The organism is Pseudomonas sp. AAC (genome assembly GCF_000725445.1).
Taxonomy (GTDB): Bacteria; Pseudomonadota; Gammaproteobacteria; order Pseudomonadales; family Pseudomonadaceae; genus Pseudomonas; species Pseudomonas citronellolis.
This window is the reverse complement of record NZ_KL647102.1, coordinates 294,256-311,530: the sequence shown is the minus strand read 5'-3', so window position 1 is coordinate 311,530 and position 17,275 is coordinate 294,256. Positions and strand designations below refer to the sequence as shown.

The 17,275-nt window shown below is 68.3% G+C and carries 14 protein-coding genes and 1 riboswitch; of the genes, 9 read left to right on the top strand and 5 right to left on the bottom strand.

Annotation, left to right across the window (positions count from 1 at the left end):
* The first annotated feature begins 56 nt into the window (after positions 1 to 56).
* Positions 57 to 1,232, top strand: coding sequence for a thiolase family protein (locus tag FG99_RS28875; RefSeq protein ID WP_043273605.1), 1,176 nt, complete (start codon positions 57 to 59; stop codon positions 1,230 to 1,232).
* 386 nt (positions 1,233 to 1,618) lie between these two features.
* Here FG99_RS28875 and FG99_RS28870 read toward each other — a convergent pair whose 3' ends face one another.
* Positions 1,619 to 2,248, bottom strand: coding sequence for a LysE family translocator (locus tag FG99_RS28870; protein ID WP_043273604.1), 630 nt, complete (start codon positions 2,246 to 2,248; stop codon positions 1,619 to 1,621).
* Positions 2,249 to 2,529: 281 nt separating this feature from the next.
* Here FG99_RS28870 and FG99_RS28865 point away from each other — a divergent pair, with 281 nt between their 5' ends.
* The 6 genes from FG99_RS28865 to FG99_RS28840 all read left to right on the top strand — a co-directional run bounded on the left by FG99_RS28865 (position 2,530) and on the right by FG99_RS28840 (position 8,779).
* The gene (locus tag FG99_RS28865) at positions 2,530 to 3,492 is read left to right on the top strand and encodes a 2-hydroxyacid dehydrogenase (RefSeq protein ID WP_043273603.1); all 963 of its coding nucleotides are present in this window, start codon (positions 2,530 to 2,532) and stop codon (positions 3,490 to 3,492) included.
* Between the two features lie 41 nt (positions 3,493 to 3,533).
* Positions 3,534 to 4,538, top strand: a complete 1,005-nt coding sequence (locus FG99_RS28860; protein WP_043273602.1) for a class I SAM-dependent methyltransferase — start codon at positions 3,534 to 3,536, stop codon at positions 4,536 to 4,538.
* Between the two features lie 124 nt (positions 4,539 to 4,662).
* The gene (locus FG99_RS28855) at positions 4,663 to 6,129 is read left to right on the top strand and encodes an amino acid permease (RefSeq protein ID WP_043273699.1); all 1,467 of its coding nucleotides are present in this window, start codon (positions 4,663 to 4,665) and stop codon (positions 6,127 to 6,129) included.
* Positions 6,130 to 6,168: 39 nt separating this feature from the next.
* A riboswitch (yybP-ykoY riboswitch) is annotated at positions 6,169 to 6,306 on the top strand.
* An 81-nt stretch (positions 6,307 to 6,387) separates the two neighbouring features.
* The gene (locus tag FG99_RS28850) at positions 6,388 to 6,969 is read left to right on the top strand and encodes a TMEM165/GDT1 family protein (protein ID WP_141766188.1); all 582 of its coding nucleotides are present in this window, start codon (positions 6,388 to 6,390) and stop codon (positions 6,967 to 6,969) included.
* 86 nt (positions 6,970 to 7,055) lie between these two features.
* Positions 7,056 to 7,499 carry a ketosteroid isomerase-related protein gene (locus tag FG99_RS28845; RefSeq protein ID WP_009617468.1) on the top strand — a complete coding sequence of 148 codons (444 nt, stop codon included), beginning with the start codon at positions 7,056 to 7,058 and terminating at the stop codon, positions 7,497 to 7,499.
* 194 nt (positions 7,500 to 7,693) lie between these two features.
* Complete coding sequence (locus FG99_RS28840) at positions 7,694 to 8,779, top strand: IS110 family RNA-guided transposase (protein ID WP_081884568.1); 1,086 nt, start codon at positions 7,694 to 7,696, stop codon at positions 8,777 to 8,779.
* A 609-nt stretch (positions 8,780 to 9,388) separates the two neighbouring features.
* Here FG99_RS28840 and FG99_RS28835 read toward each other — a convergent pair.
* Both FG99_RS28835 and FG99_RS28830 read right to left on the bottom strand, forming a co-directional pair.
* On the bottom strand, positions 9,389 to 10,372 hold the full coding sequence (locus FG99_RS28835) for an NAD-dependent epimerase/dehydratase family protein (RefSeq protein WP_043273600.1): 984 nt from the start codon (positions 10,370 to 10,372) through the stop codon (positions 9,389 to 9,391).
* A 79-nt stretch (positions 10,373 to 10,451) separates the two neighbouring features.
* Positions 10,452 to 11,273, bottom strand: a complete 822-nt coding sequence (locus FG99_RS28830; RefSeq protein WP_043273599.1) for a M48 family metallopeptidase — start codon at positions 11,271 to 11,273, stop codon at positions 10,452 to 10,454.
* A 192-nt stretch (positions 11,274 to 11,465) separates the two neighbouring features.
* On the opposite strand from FG99_RS28830, the gene FG99_RS28825 reads away from it, so the two are divergent.
* A complete protein-coding gene (locus FG99_RS28825) occupies positions 11,466 to 13,607 on the top strand; it encodes a methyl-accepting chemotaxis protein (protein WP_043273598.1) in 2,142 nt (713 codons plus the stop codon).
* Positions 13,608 to 14,039: 432 nt separating this feature from the next.
* Here FG99_RS28825 and hemH read toward each other — a convergent pair whose 3' ends face one another.
* Both hemH and FG99_RS28815 read right to left on the bottom strand, forming a co-directional pair.
* Positions 14,040 to 15,065, bottom strand: coding sequence for a ferrochelatase (gene hemH, locus FG99_RS28820; RefSeq protein ID WP_009617462.1), 1,026 nt, complete (start codon positions 15,063 to 15,065; stop codon positions 14,040 to 14,042).
* Between the two features lie 9 nt (positions 15,066 to 15,074).
* Positions 15,075 to 16,001 (bottom strand): TIGR01777 family oxidoreductase, encoded by a 927-nt coding sequence (locus tag FG99_RS28815; protein ID WP_043273597.1) that lies wholly within the window; start codon positions 15,999 to 16,001, stop codon positions 15,075 to 15,077.
* 267 nt (positions 16,002 to 16,268) lie between these two features.
* Here FG99_RS28815 and FG99_RS28810 point away from each other — a divergent pair, with 267 nt between their 5' ends.
* A complete protein-coding gene (locus FG99_RS28810; protein ID WP_043273595.1) occupies positions 16,269 to 17,252 on the top strand; it encodes an NAD(P)/FAD-dependent oxidoreductase in 984 nt (327 codons plus the stop codon).
* The last annotated feature ends 23 nt before the right edge of the window (positions 17,253 to 17,275 follow it).

Below are 17,275 nucleotides of genomic sequence, written 5' to 3'. Positions count from 1 at the left end.
CGTTCACGGCCGAGCCTCCAGAACACCCCGAGAACAAAAGCCAAGAGGTAGTTTCCATGTCCGAAATCGTCATCGTCAGCGGCGCCCGCACTCCCATGGGCGGCTTCCAGGGCAGCCTGGCCGGCGTTTCCGCCGTCGACCTGGGCGCCATCGCCATCCGCGAAGCAGTCGCCCGCGCCGGCATCGAGGCCGGCGATGTCGAGGAAGTGATCATGGGCTGCGTGCTGCCCGCCGGTCTGAAGCAGGGCCCGGCCCGACAGGCGGCGCTCAACGCCGGCCTGCCCGCCGCCACCGGCTGCACCACCATCAACAAGCTGTGCGGTTCGGGCATGAAGGCGGTGATGCTGGCCCACGACCTGCTCAAGGCCGGAACCAACAAGGTGATGGTCGCCGGCGGCATGGAAAGCATGTCCAACGCCCCCTACGTGCTGGAAAAGGCCCGCACCGGCCTGCGCATGGGCCACGCCGAGATCAAGGACCACATGTTCCTCGACGGCCTGGAGGACGCCCGCACAGGCCGCCTGATGGGCTCCTTCGCCCAGGACACCGCGGACAGCAACGGCATCACCCGCGAAGAGATGGACGCCTACGCCATCGAATCGCTCAAGCGCGCCCAGGCGGCGATCCAGGATGGCTCGCTGGCCAGCGAGATCGTCCCGGTCACCGTCACCACCCGCAAGGGCGAGGTGGTGGTGAAGGACGACGAACAGCCGCTGACCGCCAACCTGGACAAGATTCCCAGCCTGAAGCCGGCGTTCAAGAAGGACGGCACCATCACCGCGGCCAACGCCAGCTCCATCTCCGACGGCGCCAGCGCGCTGGTCCTGATGACCGCCGAGGAAGCCGCCCGCCGCGGCCTCAAGCCGCTGGCGAAGATCGTCGGCCACGCCACCCAGAGCCAGGACCCGAGCGAATTCACCCTGGCCCCCATCGGCGCCATGACCAACCTGTTCAGGAAGACCGGCTGGAGCAAGGACGACGTCGACCTGTTCGAGATCAACGAAGCCTTCGCCATGGTCACCATGCTGGCCATGCGCGAGCACGGCCTGGACCACGCCAAGGTCAACGTCTACGGCGGCGCCTGCGCCCAGGGCCACCCGGTGGGCTCCACCGGCTCGCGGATCATCGTCACCCTGATCAACGCCCTGCAGAAGAAGGGCGGCAAGCGCGGCGTGGCCTCGCTGTGCATCGGCGGCGGCGAAGCCACCGCGGTGGCCGTCGAGTTGCTGTAAGCGTTACCGGTAACGCAAAGGGCGCGACTTCGGTCGCGCCCTTTGCGTTTCGGCTCCGTGCGAGCCGCTGTGTATGCCATTCCCCTGCGCGTGATATCGCGGACAGGGCTGTCGCGATTCTCGGCTGCTTGAGAGCCCCTCTCCCCAGCCCTCTCCCTGAAGGGAGAGGGAGCTTGTCCGTGCCGAGAAAGGATTTGGTGTTAGCCGGGTAATCGGTACAAGCCGGCTCAAGCCGGCTAACGCCGAAGCAACCGAACACACCGAACGGTCCCCTCTCCCTTCAGGGAGAGGGTTAGGGAGAGGGCGCTCTAAAGCGCAACCCCCAAAGCCCCAGCCAAACACCATCCGCGAGCAAGCTCGCCCCTACAAAAGGCGGCCCCTAACCCTCAGCGCAACTCGGTAAACGCCAGCTTGACCCCCAACCCCACCAGCACCACCCCCATCATCCGGTCGAACCAGTGCCCCATGCGGGCGAAGCCGGCGCGCACGCGCTGCTGGCTGAACAGCAGCGCCACGAAGCTGAACCAGGCCGCGGTGGCGCAGGCCAGGTAGACGCCGTAGCCGGCCTGCACCAGTACCGGGGTGTGCGGGTTGATAACCACGGTGAACAGCGAGAGGAAGAACAGCGTGGCCTTGGGGTTCAGGCCGTTGGTGACGAAGCCGGCGACGAAGGCGCCGCGCGGGGTGCGTTCGCTGGGCGCGGCGGCCGCCACGCTGCCGTCGCCACCGCTGGGTTTGGCGCGCAAGGCCTTGATGCCGATGTAGAACAGGTAGGCCGCAGCCAGCCACTTGAGGGTGTTGAACAGCATGATCGACTGCGAAACGATCAGGCCGATGCCCAGCAGCGAGTAGGTCACGTGGATGGAAATGGCGCAGCCCACGCCCAGCGCCGTCCAGGTGCCGGCGCGGCGGCCGTGGGTGACGCTCTCGCGCACCACCACGGCGAAGTCCGGGCCCGGGCTGGCCACCGCCAGCAGGTGGATCAGCGCCACGGTGAGAAATTCCGTCCAGTACATGCAACCTCCGCAGGGGTGGGAAAAAACCGTTAGGCTGGCAACTTTAAGAGCCTGCTCACGATCTCGCGAGCTAGAGCAGAACAAGGCGCAACGACCAACGGGAGTAACAGCCGAAGGCTGGCCCGAAGGGCGAGCGCAGCGAGTCAAACAGGCGAGGAAGCGCAGTTTAGTCCGCTAAATGAGCATTACTCGCCTGTTTTTAACGCAGTTATGCCGACGCGCAGCAGATCGTGAGCAGGTTCTCACGCCAGCCCCGCTTCCCGCAAAAGGTACAGCCACAGATGAACAGTGCCCGCGCCGTCTTCCTCGACACCGCCTCCCTCGACCTCGGCGACCTCGACCTGCAGCCCCTGCGCCAGGCCTTCGGCGAGCTGGTCCTGCACCCCGCCAGCGCCCCGGACGAGATCGCCGGGCGCCTGCGCGAGGCCAACGTGGCCATCAGCAACAAGGCGCCCATCAGCGCCGAGACCCTGGCCCAGTGCCCGGACCTCAGGCTGATCCTGGTCACCGCCACCGGCACCAACAACGTCGACCTGGCCGCCGCCCGCGAGCGTGGCATCGCCGTGGCCAACTGCCAGGGCTACGGCACCGCTTCGGTGGCCCAGCACGCCATCCTGCTGCTGCTCGCCCTGGCCACCCGGCTGCCCGACTACCAGGCGGCGGTCCGCGCCGGACGCTGGCAACAGTCCACCCAGTTCTGCCTGCTGGACTTCCCCATCGTCGAGCTGGAAGGCAAGACCCTCGGCCTGCTCGGCCATGGCGAACTGGGCGGCGCGGTGGCCCGCCTGGCCGAGGCCTTCGGCATGCGCGTGCTGCTCGGCCAGCTTCCTGGCCGCCCGCCGCGCGCCGACCGCCTGGCGCTGGACGAGCTGTTGCCGCAGGTCGACGCCATCAGCCTGCACTGCCCGCTGACCGAGCAGACCCGCGGGATGATCGGCCAGCGCGAACTGGACCTGATGAAGCCCGGCGCCTTCATCGTCAACACCGCCCGCGGCGGCCTGATCGACGAGCAGGCCCTGGCCGACACCCTGCGCCGCGGGCACCTGGGCGGCGCCGCCACCGACGTGCTCAGCGTCGAGCCGCCGAAGGACGGCAACCCGCTGCTGGCCGGCGACATCCCGCGGCTGATCGTCACCCCGCACAACGCCTGGGGCAGCCGCGAGGCGCGGCAGCGCATCGTCGGCCAGGTGACGGACAACGCCGCGGCCTTCTTCCGTGGCGACAAGCTGCGGCGGGTCGACTGAAGCGCGAAGTGCTAAACTCGCGCCCTTTTTCAGGAGGCCGCATGTCCAATGCCCCCACCAGCGAGGTGCTGCTGCGCCAGATCGAACGTTTCGCCGGCCGCGTGCTGCTGGCCGGCCTGCCCGCCGACGGCCTGCTCGGCGAACTGCCCCAGGCCCTGGGCTGGAGCTGGCACGCCGGCGAACAGCGGCAGCTGGACGGCCGCTATCCGGGGCGCTGCCATTTCGGCGTGACGCCGCCGGAGGGCGAGTTCGACGCCGCCGTGCTGTTCCTGCCCAAGTCCCGCGAGCTGACCGATTACCTGCTGGCCGCCCTGGCCAGCCGGGTGCCCGGCGGCCAGCTGTACCTGGTGGGCGAGAAGCGCGCCGGCGTCGAGCGCGCCGCCAAGCAGCTCGGCGCCCTGGCCAAGGCCGCCAAGCTCGACAGCGCGCGGCACTGCCAGCTGTGGCACGCCGCCATCGACGGCGCCCTGCCCTGCCCCGACCTGCACGCCCTGGCCCAGCACTACACGCTGGCCCTGGCCGACGGCGAACTGCAGGTGGTCACCCTGCCCGGTGTGTTCAGCCATGGCCGCCTGGACCGCGGCAGCGCCCTGCTGCTGGAACACCTGGACGGCCTGCCCGAAGGCCAGGTGCTGGACTTCGGCTGCGGCGCCGGCGTGCTCGGCGCGGTGCTCAAGCGCCGCTACCCGGGCAGCCGCCTGAGCCTGCTCGACGTCGACGCCTTCGCCCTGGAGAGCAGCCGCCTGACTCTCGCCGCCAATGGCCTGGAAGGCGAGGTGATCGGCGGCGACGGCATCGACGCGGCGCCGGCCGGCCTGGCCGCCATCGTCAGCAACCCGCCCTTCCACCAGGGCGTGCACACCGACTACCAGGCCAGCGAGCGCCTGCTGCGCGAAGCCGCGCAACACCTGCGCCCGGGCGGCGAACTGCGTCTGGTGGCCAACAGCTTCCTCAAGTACCCGCCGCTGATCGAACAGCACCTGGGGCCCTGCCGCAGCCTCGCCGAGGGCGACGGTTTCCGCATCTACAGCGCCCGTCGCCCCTGAGCCCGGGCGCCTCGCCGCAGCCCCACTACACTCCACCCAGACCGAAAGGGCGCGCCGGGCCGGCGCGCCTCACGAGCCGAGGATCGCCGTGAAAAGCACCGTGAAAGAAGCCGAGCTGACCTTCGTGAAGTCGCCGGAAAAGACCCCAGCGCACCTGAAGCGTTCGCTCAAGCCCAGGCACCTGAACATGATCGCCATCGGCGGCTCGATCGGCACCGGGCTGTTCGTCGCCTCCGGCAGCACCGTCGCCACCGCCGGCCCCGGCGGCGCGCTGCTGGCCTACGCGCTGATCGGCCTGATGGTGTTCTTCCTGATGACCAGCCTGGGCGAGATGGCCGCCTACATTCCCGACTCCGGCTCCTTCTCCACCTACGGCAGCCGCTTCATCGACGAAGGCTTCGGCTTCGCCATGGGCTGGAACTACTGGTACAACTGGGCGGTGACCATCGCCGCGGAACTGGTGGCCGCGCAGCTGGTGATGCACTTCTGGTTCCCCGACGTGCCCGGCCTGTACTGGAGCGCGATCTTCCTGGCCATCATGTTCGGCCTCAACTTCTTCTCGGTGAAAGGCTTCGGCGAGAGCGAGTTCTGGTTCGCGCTGATCAAGGTGGTGGCCGTGGTGATCTTCATCGGCATCGGCCTGGCCAGCATCTTCGGCATCATGCATGGCATCGACTCCCCCGGCTTCAGCAACTTCACCACCGGCGACGCGCCCTTCGTCGGCGGCCTGCAGGCCATGGTCGGGGTGGCGATGATCGCCGGCTTCTCGTTCCAGGGCACCGAGCTGATCGGCGTCGCCGCCGGCGAGTCGGAGCACCCGCACAAGTCGATCCCCATCGCCATCCGCCAGGTGTTCTGGCGGATCCTGATGTTCTACATCCTGTCGATCTTCGTCATCGGCATGCTCATCCCCTACACCGATCCGAACCTGCTCAAGACCGACAGCAGCGACATCAGCACCTCGCCCTTCACCCTGCTCTTCGAGCGCGCCGGCCTGGCCGCGGCGGCCGGAGTGATGAACGCGGTGATCCTCTCGGCGATCCTCTCCGCCGGCAACTCGGGGATGTACGCCTCCACCCGCATGCTCTACACCATGGCCCTGCATGGCCAGGCGCCGCGCCTGTTCCGGCAGATCTCCCAGAGCGGCGTGCCGCGCTACGCGCTCTACGCCACCACGCTGGTCGGCGGGCTGTGCTTCCTCACCAGCTTCATCGGCGACAAGACCGTCTACACCTGGCTGCTCAATACCTCGGGCATGTGCGGCTTCATCGTCTGGCTGGGCATCGCCATCTCCCACTACCGCTTCCGCAAGGGCTACCTGCTGCAGGGCGGCAAGCTGGAGGAGCTGCCCTACCGCGCCAAGTGGTTCCCCTTCGGCCCGCTGTTCGCCTTCGCCCTGTGCCTGGCGATAACCCTCGGGCAGAACTACCAGGCGTTCGTCGGCGAGACGATCGACTGGACCGGGCTGGTCGCCACCTACGTCAGCCTGCCGCTATTCCTCGTCATCTGGTGGGGCTACCGGCTGAAGAACGGCAGCCGCTTCGTCCGCTACGAGGAGATGGACGTCACCTCCGGCCGCGACGTCGACTGAACGCCGGGCTTGCCCAAGCCGGACGACTTGGGCAGAATGCGCCCCGTCCTAGGGGAGTAGTCTCCCGCGAGCGGTTCCCGCCCTCGCCCGGCACGCGTCAACACACTTGGTCCGCAGACCATGGCGCGCGCGGCCCCAAGGCCCGCAGCAGTCGGGCCCGGGTTTGACAAGACCTATGACACGAGCGATCCGACCCGGGGTGGGCGGATGGCGCGTGTCATTGGTGATTAGTCGACCCGCCCCCTTAGGAAAAGCCTGATGGAATCCCTGTTCGTCCCCATCCTGGTGGTTGCCCTCGCCGAAATCGGCGACAAGACGCAACTGCTCGCCCTCGTCCTCGCCGCGCGCTTCCGCAAGCCCTGGCCGATCATCGCCGGCATCGTCGCCGCGACCCTGGTCAACCACTTCGCCGCCGGCGCCGTGGGCAAATGGGTCTCCACCTTCTTCTCCGAAGCCGCCCTGAGCTGGCTGCTGGCCGCCTCCTTCCTCGCCGTGGCGGCCTGGACCCTGGTGCCGGACAAACTGGATGACGACGAAGAGGGCGGCCTGAAGAAGTTCGGCCCCTTCCTCACCACGCTGATCGCCTTCTTCCTCGCCGAGATGTGCGACAAGACCCAGGTCGCCACCGTGATGCTGGCCGCGCAGTACCCGCACTTCTGGCTGGTGGTGCTGGGCACCACCATCGGCATGCTGCTGGCCAACGTGCCGGTGGTGCTGGCCGGCAACTTCGCCGCCGAGCGCCTGCCGCTGGCGCTGATCCGCCGCCTGGCCGCCTGCGCCTTCGCCGTCCTGGGCCTGGCCGCAGCCTGGCACGCGGCCACGCTGTCCGGGCTGTTCTGACAGGCGCTCCGGCGTGGCGGCCAATGCTGCCGCCACGCCTTCGTCCTATAGTTGTGGCCGTCGTCCCTTCGCTGAAGGAAACAGCCATGACCGACAAGGACCTGAAACGCCTCGCCCGCCAGCACATCGACCTGAGCTGGAACAAGGGCCGCCTGGCCCTGGCCACCCAGTTGCACAGCCCGGACTTCCTCTACAAGAGCAGCTTCTCCGCCCAGCCCCTGGACAGCGCCGGCTACCGGCAACTGATCGAGGGCATCCGCGCGTCCATGGACGACCTGGAAGTGGTGGTCGAGGAATGCATAAGCGAGGGCCACAAAGTGTTCACCTGGAGCACTCTGGTGGGCACCATCAGCCGTCCCGCCTTCGGCTACCCGGCCAGCGACAAGGTGGTCAGCATCCCCGGCATGGCCCTGTGGCTGTTCAACAGCCAGGGCAAGCTGCAGGAGCTGTGCACGCTGATCGACATGGAAAGCTTCCGCAGCCAGATGGGCCTGCAGAACCGCCCGCTGGCGGAGCAGGCGCTGCCCTGAGGCGGCAGCCTTCTCTTGTAGGAGCGCGCCCTGCGCGCGAAATCGCGGGCAGGGCCCGCTCCTACAGTTTGCGGTAAGGCACGGAGTCTCCCTGTAATTGGATGGACTCACCCTCACCGAGGCGTCGAGGCGCCACGGTGGCGGTCTAAGAAGCCACCGACAGTGAGGGTGAATCCATGAAAAAGCATACGACGATGAATAAGCCGGTGTCTGCAACCGATGTATCGGTGTGCACGACAGTCGCCGTGGATCTGGCGAAAAAGGTCTTCCAGGTGGCGGGGGAAGACGCCCAGGGTCAACTGGCATACGAACAGCGAATCAAGTCGCGTGAAGCGTTTCAGGTGTTTCTGCAGAAGCTGCCGGAGGGCGTGACGGTGCTGATGGAGACCGGTCCTGGAGCACAAGCCTGGGCCCGGCTGCTGCAGGCGCAGGGCAACCTGGTGCGTATCCTGCCGGCCCAGCGGGTGGCCGAGCACCGGAGCGGAGCGAAGAATGATCGCAATGATGCCCACGCCATTCTGCGGGCGGGCCGGGATAGCAGTATTGCGTCGGTGCCGGTGAAGAGCGTCGCGGCACTGGCGATGCAGGCCTGGCACCGTGTCCGGCGGGGCTATGTGCGGCGGCGCACCGCCATGGGTAATCAGATCCGCGGGCTGCTGCTGGAGCAGGGTATCGCCCTGGCGCAGGGGGATGTGGGCTTGAAGCAAGGTGTCACCCGGGTGCTGGAAGACGCTAGACAGCCGTTGCCGGCGCTGCTGCGCGAGCTGATCGACGAGATGCTGAACGAATGGAAACGGCTGGGCGAGCGTATCGCCGCGCTGACCGGGCGTCTGGAAGCCTGTGCCGCCGCCGACCCGACAGCCAAACGGCTGATGACGGTACGTGGTATCGGTCCGATCACGGCTACGGCCTTGCTGGCCAAACAGGTCGAGCCGGAACGTTTCGCCAATGCGCGTCAGTTCGCTGCCTACTTCGGCATCGTGCCCGACCAGCACAGCAGCGGGCAGAAGGTGCGGCTGGGCAAGATGACCAAACGTGGCGACGCCTATGTGCGCAGCCTGATGGTCGTAGGCTCGCATGCGGTGTTGAAGCAACTGCGGCCCGATTCCGAACACCCGGATGATCGGCGCCTGCAGCGCTGGCTACAACGTCTGGGGCGCAAGGGCGCGGCAGTGCGACTGGCCAACCGCAACCTGCGTATCGCCTGGGTGCTGCTGTGCAGCGAACAAACCTACCAGCGCAAGCCGAATGCTTGCCGGGAGATGGAAATGAGCCACTGATCAACGAGTTCCCGCCAACGGGGCGCCAAGTCGCTCCAACCCTTGCTGAAGAACATTGACCCCTGGTCAGACCGTCGCGGATCGATGCCTACGCTCCTACCGGCCTTCGAGGCCTCTTTGTAATCGGCATTCCGCGGGCTTACCCAATGTTGGCCAGAAGCCCGACGTGGCTTCCTCGAACAGGCCTAATACATAGATGCAGTCGGGTTTTCATGTTCAAAAGCGGGTTGACGGTGGGGGTGAGTCCATACATAGGAGCGGACCTTGTCCGCGATAGCCGGACATATCGGCGCGATTCGCGGATAGGATCCGCTCCTACGCCCCCCCCCACACCATTCCCCTGTAGGAGCGCGCCCTGCGCGCGATTCGCGGGCAGGGCCCGCTCCTACAGTTTTCGGTAAGGCACGGAGTTTCCCCGTAGGAGCGGACCTTGTCCGCGATAGCCGGACGTATCGGCGCGATTCGCGGATAAGATCCGCTCCTACGCCACCCCACCCACGCCATTCCCCTGTAGGAGCGCGCCCTGCGCGCGAATCGCGGGCAGGGCCCGCTCCTACAGTTTGCGGTAAGGCACGGTATTCCCCGGCGCAGTCGGCAAGACTGTTGCGCCTACAGGTACCCGTTGGCGCGGAACCAGTCGATGGCCCGCTGCAAGGTGTCTTCCAGCGGCACGTGGCTTTCGAAGCCCAACTCCTCGCGGGCCTTGCGTCCGTCGAGGAACTGCCCGCCGGCCATCACCTCGATGGCGGTTTCGTCCAGCAGCGGCAGCTTGCCGGTCAGGCGGTAGCGCCAGCGGCCCAGGGTGGCCAGGGCGCGGGCGCGGTGCAGCGGCATCGGCTGCGGCGCCGGGCGGCCCAGCAGGTGGGCGATGGTGGCGGTGAGCTCGGCCATCTCCACGTTGTGCCCGGTGAGCAGGTAGCGCTCGCCGATGCGCCCGCGTTCCAGCGTCATCAGCAGGCCGCGCCCCGCCTCGCCGGCATCGATCACGTTGCGCCGCCCCGGCACGTAGTGGGACATCTCGCCGCGGCCGATGGCGGTGATCAGGCGCCCGGTGGTCGGGCCCATGTCCAGCTCGCCCAGCACCATGCCGGGAATCCCGATCACCACCGGCAGGCCGCCGCGGGCCTGCTCGCGGGCCTGTTCGTCCAGCGCCCACTTGCACATCACGTAGGCGCTCTTGCCGGTGGGCAGGCTCTCGTAGAACAGCCCCTCGTGGCCGGGCAGGCCCTGGGGGTGCGGGGGCATGGCGAAGGCCGAACCGACGTAGAGGATGCGCGGCACCTTGTTGTGCAGGCAGGCCGCGTAGAAATGATTGGTCTGGTCCAGGGCGCTGGCCACCTCCTCCTGCCAGCGGCGCGGCCGCTGCGGGTAGTAGCCGGCGCTGAAGATCACCGCGTCGAGCCCGCTCAGGGCGCGCTCCAGCCCCTTGTAGTCGAACAGTTCGGCGACCCGGCATTCCGGCTCCAGGTAGGCCAGGCGCTGGATCTGCGAGGACGGGCGATGGATCAGCACCAGTTGGTGGCCGGCGGCCTTGATGGCGCGCGCGGCGTGGTGGCCGAGGAGCCCGGTGGCTCCGAGTACTGCGATTTTCACTGGCGCTCCCTGGTGGTGGTCGAACCGGCCGCGTCGGCGGCCGGCTGCAACGGATCGACGGCGTCGATCCCCCCGCTCGTCAATTGCGGCCCTTGGCCTGCTCGTACAGCGGCATCACCTTGGGAATGGCGGCCTGCAGGTTGGCCATGCGCGTGCTGTCCGCCGGGTGGGTGCTGAGGATTTCCGGCGGCGCGTCGCCACCGGCCTGGCCCATCTTCTGCCACAGCGTCAGCGCGGCCTGGGGGTTGTAGCCGGCGCGGGCGGCCAGCTCCAGGCCGATGAGGTCGGCCTCGGTCTCGTTCTGCCGGCTGTTGGGCAGGGTCAGGCTGTACTGCACCACCTGGTCGGCCAACTGCTTGCTGGTCTCGCCCAGGCCCAGCAGCGCGCCGCCTAGGTTCTCGCCCATCTGCACGGCATAGGCGCGGGACATCTGCTCGCGGCCATGCTCGCGCAGGGCGTGGGCGATCTCGTGGCCCATCACCGCGGCGATCTCGTCGTCGGTCAGCTTCAACTGATCGATCAGGCCGCTGTAGAAGATGATCTTGCCGCCGGGGCCGCAGTTGGCGTTGAGCTCGTCGCTCTTGATCACGTTGACCTGCCAGTCCCAGCCCGGGGCGTCCTGGCGGAACGCGCCGGTCTGCGGGATCAGCCGCGCGGCCACGGCCTTGACGCGCTTGGCGTCGCTGCTGTCGTTGTCCAGCTTGCCCGCCGAAGTCGCGTCAGTGAGGGTCTTCTGGTACGACTGCGAGTACATCTGGTCGACCTGCTGGCTCGACAGCATGCTGAACATGTACTGCTTGCGCTCGACGCCGACGGCGCCGCCGCTGGTGGTGTTGACCTGCTGGCACCCGGCCAGGAGCAGGGCGGCGGCCAGGCCGGTGAAGCGGAATAGGCTGGGCATGATGCTCTCCTGAAACAATGCAATCTCCCTTGGACAGCGCGCAATGGTAGGCCGCCCCCCGATGGCCGGCAACCGCTCCGCAAAGGAGACGACACAAGGGCGTTACAACCCATTACAGGCATTTCCTAAGGAAACTCTGAAGTCCTGCCGATACAGCGGAACAGGCTGTCCCTGGTACGCGAGTATTTCGCCATGAAGTTCAAGTCGATCCAGTTTTCCGTGGTGGCGTTGGCCGGGGCCAGTGTCCTGGCCGTGGTGGCGGCGCTGGTACTCTATGCCCTGTTCGCCGGCGGGCGCACCCAGGCGCTGGTGCAGGAGCGCACCCAGGCGCTGCTGGAGAAGGTCATCGACGAACGCCTGGTGGCCCTGGCGCGCGCCCAGGCCAGCCAGATCCAGCGCGAGCTGGAATACCCGCTGACGGTGGTCAAGGGCCTGGCCCAGGCCAACATGCTGATGGACGGCAAGGATGCCGAGGGCAAGCCGCTGCTGGGCATCAGCCGCGGCGAGATGTCCAACCTGCTGCGCCAGACCGTGCAGCAGAACCCCAAGCTGCTGGACGCCTTCGCCGGCTGGGAACCCGGCGCCTTCGCCGGCCCCGACAGCCTCTACGCCGGGCAGACCGGCGCCGGCTACGACGCCAGCGGGCGCTTCATGCCCTGGTGGTACCGCAAGGCCGACGGCAGCCTCACCGTGGAAGCCATGGGCGACACCCTGGAAAGCCAGAAGGTGCTGCCCACCGGCGTGCGCGAGGGCGAGTACTACCTGTGCCCGAAGGAACGCCACAAGCCCTGCGTGATCGACCCCGCGCCCTATGAAATGGGCGGCAGGATGGTAATGATGTCGTCCTTCAACGCGCCCATCCTGGTCGACGGCCAGTTCCGCGGCGCGGTGGGCGCCGACCTGTCCCTGGACTTCATCCAGGACCTGCTCAAGGCCGCCGACGCCACCCTCTACGACGGCGCCGGCGAGCTGGCGCTGATCTCCGCCAACGGCCGCCTGGTGGCCTACACCAAGGACGCCGGCAAGCTCGGCGAACCGGCCGACAAGGTGCTGGACGCGAGCCAGGCCGCCAGCCTCGGCAAGCTGCAGGGCGAGCAGCCGCTGTACCAGCAGGACGAGGCCCGCGACACCATCGCCGTGTTCCTGCCCTTCGCCATCGGCGACACCGGCACGCGCTGGACGCTGATGCTGGAGATCCCGCGGCAGGCCGTGTTCGGCGAACTCAAGCAACTGCAGGGCGCGCTCAAGGCGCAGAGCGATTCCGACACCCTGGGCATGACCCTGGTCGGCCTGCTCATCGCCGCCGGCGGCCTGCTGGTGATCTGGCTGGTGGGCCACGGCATCGCCCGGCCGCTGCGCCAGTTGGTCGGCATGCTCGACGACATCGCCCAGGGCGAAGGCGACCTGACCCGCCGCCTGACCAGCGAGCGCGCCGACGAGCTGGGCTCCATCGCCCGCGGTTTCAACACCTTCCTCGGCAAGCTGCAGGGCATGATCGGCCAGGTGGTGACCTCGGTGCAGCACGTCAGCGACTCCTCCGAGCACACCGCGGACATCGCCATCCGCACCAACCAGGGCGTGCAGAAGCAGTTGGCGGAGATCGAACTGGTGGCCACCGCCGTCCACGAGATGACCGCCACCGCCCAGGACGTGGCGCGCAACGCCACCCACGCGGCGGAAGCGGCCAGCCACGCCGACCAGGCCGCGCACCAGGGCAAGCAGATAGTCGAGAGCAGTTCGGCGGCGATCCAGGCCCTGGCCACCGAGATCGGCCGCGCGGTCGGCGTGGTGCAGTCGCTGGCCCGCGACAGCGAGAACATCAACGCCATCCTGGTGGCCATCCGCGGCATCGCCGAGCAGACCAACCTGCTGGCGCTCAACGCCGCCATCGAGGCGGCGCGGGCCGGCGAGCAGGGCCGCGGCTTCGCCGTGGTGGCCGACGAAGTGCGCAACCTGGCGCAGAAGACGCAGCAGGCCACCGAGGAAATCCAGAGCATGATCCAGCAGCTGCAGAACGGCACCCGCGAAGTGGTGCAGGTGATGCAGCAGAGCCAGGAGAAGACCGACGACAGCGTGCGCCACGCCCACGAGGCGGCCCATGCGCTGGAGTCGATCACCCAGGCAGTGTCGGTGATCAACGACATGAACACCCAGATCGCCAGCGCCGCCGAGGAGCAGAGCGCGGTGGCCGAGGACATCAACCGCAACGTCGCCAACATCGGCCTGGTCGCCAACCAGGTGGCCGGCGGCGCCGACGAGGCCTCCCAGGCCAGCGCCGAGCTGACGCGGCTGGCGGAGCAGCAGCGGCGGTTGGTGAATCAATTCAAGGTGTAGGGCCTGGCTGCCGCCCTGAATCGGCATAACCCAGGTCAGCCCCGGAGGCGCCGGGGACCGAGGCCAAACGGCGGATAACGCCGTAGGCGTTATGCGCCCTACGCCAGGCCCGGCCGGGACGTAGGGCGAATAACCGTTCGCGGTTATCCGCCGATACACCGGGGCCACAGCCAACGCCCAGGCCAACCCCGGAGCCGCCGGGAACCAAGGCCAAGCGGCGGATAACGCCGTAGGCGTTATGCGCCCTACGCCAGGCCCGACCGGGACGTAGGGCGAATAACCGTTCGCGGTTATCCGCCGATACACCGGGGCCATAGCCAACGCCAAGGCCAGCCCCGGAGCCGCCGGGCCAAGGCCGAGCCGTGGTGATGGGTATCGCTTCGCTCAACCCATCCTACGATGACGTTTCTCCTGCGGGCGCAAAGTCGGCCGTCAGAGCGGCTCCGGCAACCGCTCGCACAGCCGCGCCAGCGCCAGCGCCCAGGCCTGCTGGTCGTTCAGGCAGGGGATCAGCACCAGCTCCTCGCCGCCGGCGGCGATGAACTGCTCGCGGCCGCGCTGGCCGATTTCCTCCAGAGTCTCGATGCAATCGGCGACGAAGGCCGGGCACATCACCAGCAAACGCTTCACGCCCTGCTTCGCCAGGACTTCCAGCTGCGCGTCGGTGTAGGGGCCGATCCACTTGGCGCGGCCCAGGCGCGACTGGAACGACACCGACCAGCGGCCCTTCTCCAGGGCGGCGTTCTCGGCGAACAGCTCCGCGGTGCGCAGGCACTGGCTGCGGTAGCACAGCGCCAGGACCTCCGGGCGCACGTGGCGGCTGTCGGCGGCGTCGAGGTCATGCTTGCGGTCGCCCACCAGCTTGCGGATGTGCCGCTCGGGCAGGCCGTGGAAGCTCAGCAGCAAGTGGTCGTAGGGTTGCTCCAGGTAGGGCTGCACGCTGGTCAGCAGGGCCTGCTGGTATTCCGGCTCGGCGTAGAACGGCGGCAGCACCAGCAGGTGCATGCCGTGCAGGCCGAGCTGGCGGATCAGCCGGCGGGCCTCCTCGATGACGGTGGTGGTGGTGCTGTCGGCGAACTGCGGGTACAGCGGCGCCAGGGTCACCTGGCGCACGCCCTGCTCGTAGAGGTCCAGCAGGGCGTTCTCGATGGACGGCTGGCCGTAGCGCATGGCCAGCGCCACCGGGCCGTGCGGCCAGTACTTGCGCATGACCTGCTGCAGGCGGCGGCTGATCACCACCAGCGGCGAGCCCTGGTCCCACCAGATGGAGGCATAGGCGTGCGCCGACTCCTCCGGGCGCTTGCGCAGGATCAGCGACACCAGCAGGCGCCGCGCCGGCCAGGGCAGGTCGACGACGTACGGGTCCATGAGGAACTGGTCCAGGTAACGGCGCACGTCGGCCACCTCCGTCGAGGCCGGCGAGCCCAGGTTGACCAGCAGCAGGGCGTTGAGGGTCATGCAGCATCCTTAGTGACGGTGGGCGGCGGCCGCCGGGCGATGCGCGAGGACATCGGCGAGGGCGGCCGGCAGATCGTTGTAGCGGAACACGAAGCCGGCTTCCAACAGGCGCCGGGGCTCCACGCGCTGGCCGCCGAGCAACAGCAGCGACAGCTCGCCGAGCAGGGTGCGCAGGGCGAAGGCCGGCACGCCCAGCAGGGTCGGGCGGTGCAGCGCCTGGCCCAGGGCCCGGGTGAAGTCGCGGTTGCGCACCGGCTGCGGCGCGCACGCATTATACGGACCGCTGGCGTCGCTTAGCTGCAAGAGAAAATCGATCAGGCCGATCATGTCCTCGATGTGCACCCAGGACATCCATTGCCGGCCGTTGCCCAACTGGCCGCCCAGGCCGAAGCGGAAGGCCGGCAGCAGGCGCGCGAGGAAGCCGCCCTCCGGCGCCAGCACCAGCCCGGTGCGCAGGCGCACCACGCGGATGCCCAGGCCCTCGGCCTGCATGGCGATCTGTTCCCAGGCCAGGCACAGCTCGCTGGCGAAATCCTCGCCGGCCGCCGCGCTGCCCTCGTCCAACGGCCGCTCGCCGGCGTCGCCGTACCAGCCCACCGCCGAGCCACTGATCAGCACCGAGGGCCGCTGGCTGCGGCCCTCCAGCCACTCCACCAGGCGCTCGGTGAGGCGTACCCGGCTGTCCCACAGCAGCGCCTTGCGCCGCGATGTCCAGGGCCGCTCGGCGATGGGCTCGCCGGCCAGGTTGACCACCGCATCGACAGGCTCGTCGCCCACGGCCTCGAAACTGGAAACGCCCCGCACTTCGTTCCCGCAGAGCTCGGCGACGCGTTCCGGACGGCGGCTGAGCACCGTCAGCCGATGACCGGCGGCGCCCCAGTGGCGGCACAGGCGGCGGCCGATCAGGCCGGTACCGCCGGTAATGAAGATGTGCATCTGGACCTCCTTGCGCTGAACTCCCACACCTACCATCAGTCTGGACGAGGGAACGACGCTTGCATTCCTGCACCCGTCCGAGTGTGGTGAACGTCTACGCTGTAAATGCCGGAACCGATACGCGACGTCCCCGAAGGAGTGACCGCGAAGCGTGGACGGATTCCCACTCGACCGTTCGAACGGCGACCGAACAACTATACAAATAAAACAGATTGTACAAGGTTGTTCGACTCGCTAACCTGAACACAACAACCTGCGAGGCATGTCATGAGCGCCCCCATTGCCATCATTGGCACCGGAATCGCCGGACTCTCAGCCGCCCACGCCCTGCTCGACGCGGGACAGGAAGTCCAGCTCTTCGACAAGGGCCACGGCAGCGGCGGCCGCATGGCGAGCAAGCGCAGCGATGCTGGCGCGCTCGACCTCGGCGCCCAGTACTTCACCGCCCGCGACCGCCGCTTCCTCGACGCCATCCAGCACTGGCGCGACGCCGGCTGGGTCGCCGAGTGGGACCCGGCCCTGTACCAGTACCGCGACGGCATGCTCAGCCCATCGCCGGACGAGCAGCCGCGCTGGGTCGGCACCCCGCGCATGAGCGCCATCACCCGCGCGCTGCTGCAGGGGCTGCAGGTCACCTTCTCCTGCCGCATCACCGAAGTCTTCCGCGGCCAACAGCACTGGCACCTGCAGGACTCCGAAGGCTGCAATCACGGCCCGTTCAGCCACGTCCTGGTCGCCACCCCGGCGCCGCAGGCCGCGGCGCTGCTGGCCGGCGCGCCCAAGCTGGCAGCAGCGGCGGCGAGCATCGCCATGGAGCCGACCTGGGCCGTGGCCCTGGGCTTCGCCGAGCCCCTGCAGACGCCGGTGCAAGGCTGCTTCGTCCAGGAAGGCCCGCTGACCTGGATGGCCAGCAACCGCTGCAAGCCCGGCCGCGACGAGCACATGGACACCTGGGTGCTGCACGCCAGCAGCAGCTGGAGCCGGCAGAACATCGACAAGCCCAAGGAAACCGTCATCGAGCACCTGCTGGGCACCTTCGCCGAGATGATCGGTTGCGCGGTGCCAGCGCCGGTGTTCGCCCTGGCCCACCGCTGGCTCTATGCCCGGCCGCTGGAAGCGCACCAGTTGGGCGCACTGGCCGATGCCGACCTGGGCATCTACGCCTGCGGCGACTGGTGCCTCTCCGGCCGTGTCGAAGGCGCCTGGCTGAGCGGCCTGGAAGCGGCGCGCCGGCTGCTGCAACACCTCTGAGCCCCACGGCGCCCGCCTGGGCG

Excerpts from the sequence above, each read along its gene's own strand:
- FG99_RS28875 (WP_043273605.1), top strand. The coding sequence starts at position 57 with ATGTCCGAAATCGTCATCGTCAGCGGCGCCCGCACTCCCATGGGCGGC.
- FG99_RS28870 (WP_043273604.1), bottom strand. The coding sequence starts at position 2,248 with ATGTACTGGACGGAATTTCTCACCGTGGCGCTGATCCACCTGCTGGCG.
- FG99_RS28865 (WP_043273603.1), top strand. The coding sequence starts at position 2,530 with ATGAACAGTGCCCGCGCCGTCTTCCTCGACACCGCCTCCCTCGACCTC.
- FG99_RS28860 (WP_043273602.1), top strand. The coding sequence starts at position 3,534 with ATGTCCAATGCCCCCACCAGCGAGGTGCTGCTGCGCCAGATCGAACGT.
- FG99_RS28850 (WP_141766188.1), top strand. The coding sequence starts at position 6,388 with ATGGAATCCCTGTTCGTCCCCATCCTGGTGGTTGCCCTCGCCGAAATC.
- FG99_RS28845 (WP_009617468.1), top strand. The coding sequence starts at position 7,056 with ATGACCGACAAGGACCTGAAACGCCTCGCCCGCCAGCACATCGACCTG.
- FG99_RS28840 (WP_081884568.1), top strand. The coding sequence starts at position 7,694 with ATGAATAAGCCGGTGTCTGCAACCGATGTATCGGTGTGCACGACAGTC.
- FG99_RS28830 (WP_043273599.1), bottom strand. The coding sequence starts at position 11,273 with ATGCCCAGCCTATTCCGCTTCACCGGCCTGGCCGCCGCCCTGCTCCTG.
- FG99_RS28825 (WP_043273598.1), top strand. The coding sequence starts at position 11,466 with ATGAAGTTCAAGTCGATCCAGTTTTCCGTGGTGGCGTTGGCCGGGGCC.
- hemH (WP_009617462.1), bottom strand. The coding sequence starts at position 15,065 with ATGACCCTCAACGCCCTGCTGCTGGTCAACCTGGGCTCGCCGGCCTCG.
- FG99_RS28815 (WP_043273597.1), bottom strand. The coding sequence starts at position 16,001 with ATGCACATCTTCATTACCGGCGGTACCGGCCTGATCGGCCGCCGCCTG.
- FG99_RS28810 (WP_043273595.1), top strand. The coding sequence starts at position 16,269 with ATGAGCGCCCCCATTGCCATCATTGGCACCGGAATCGCCGGACTCTCA.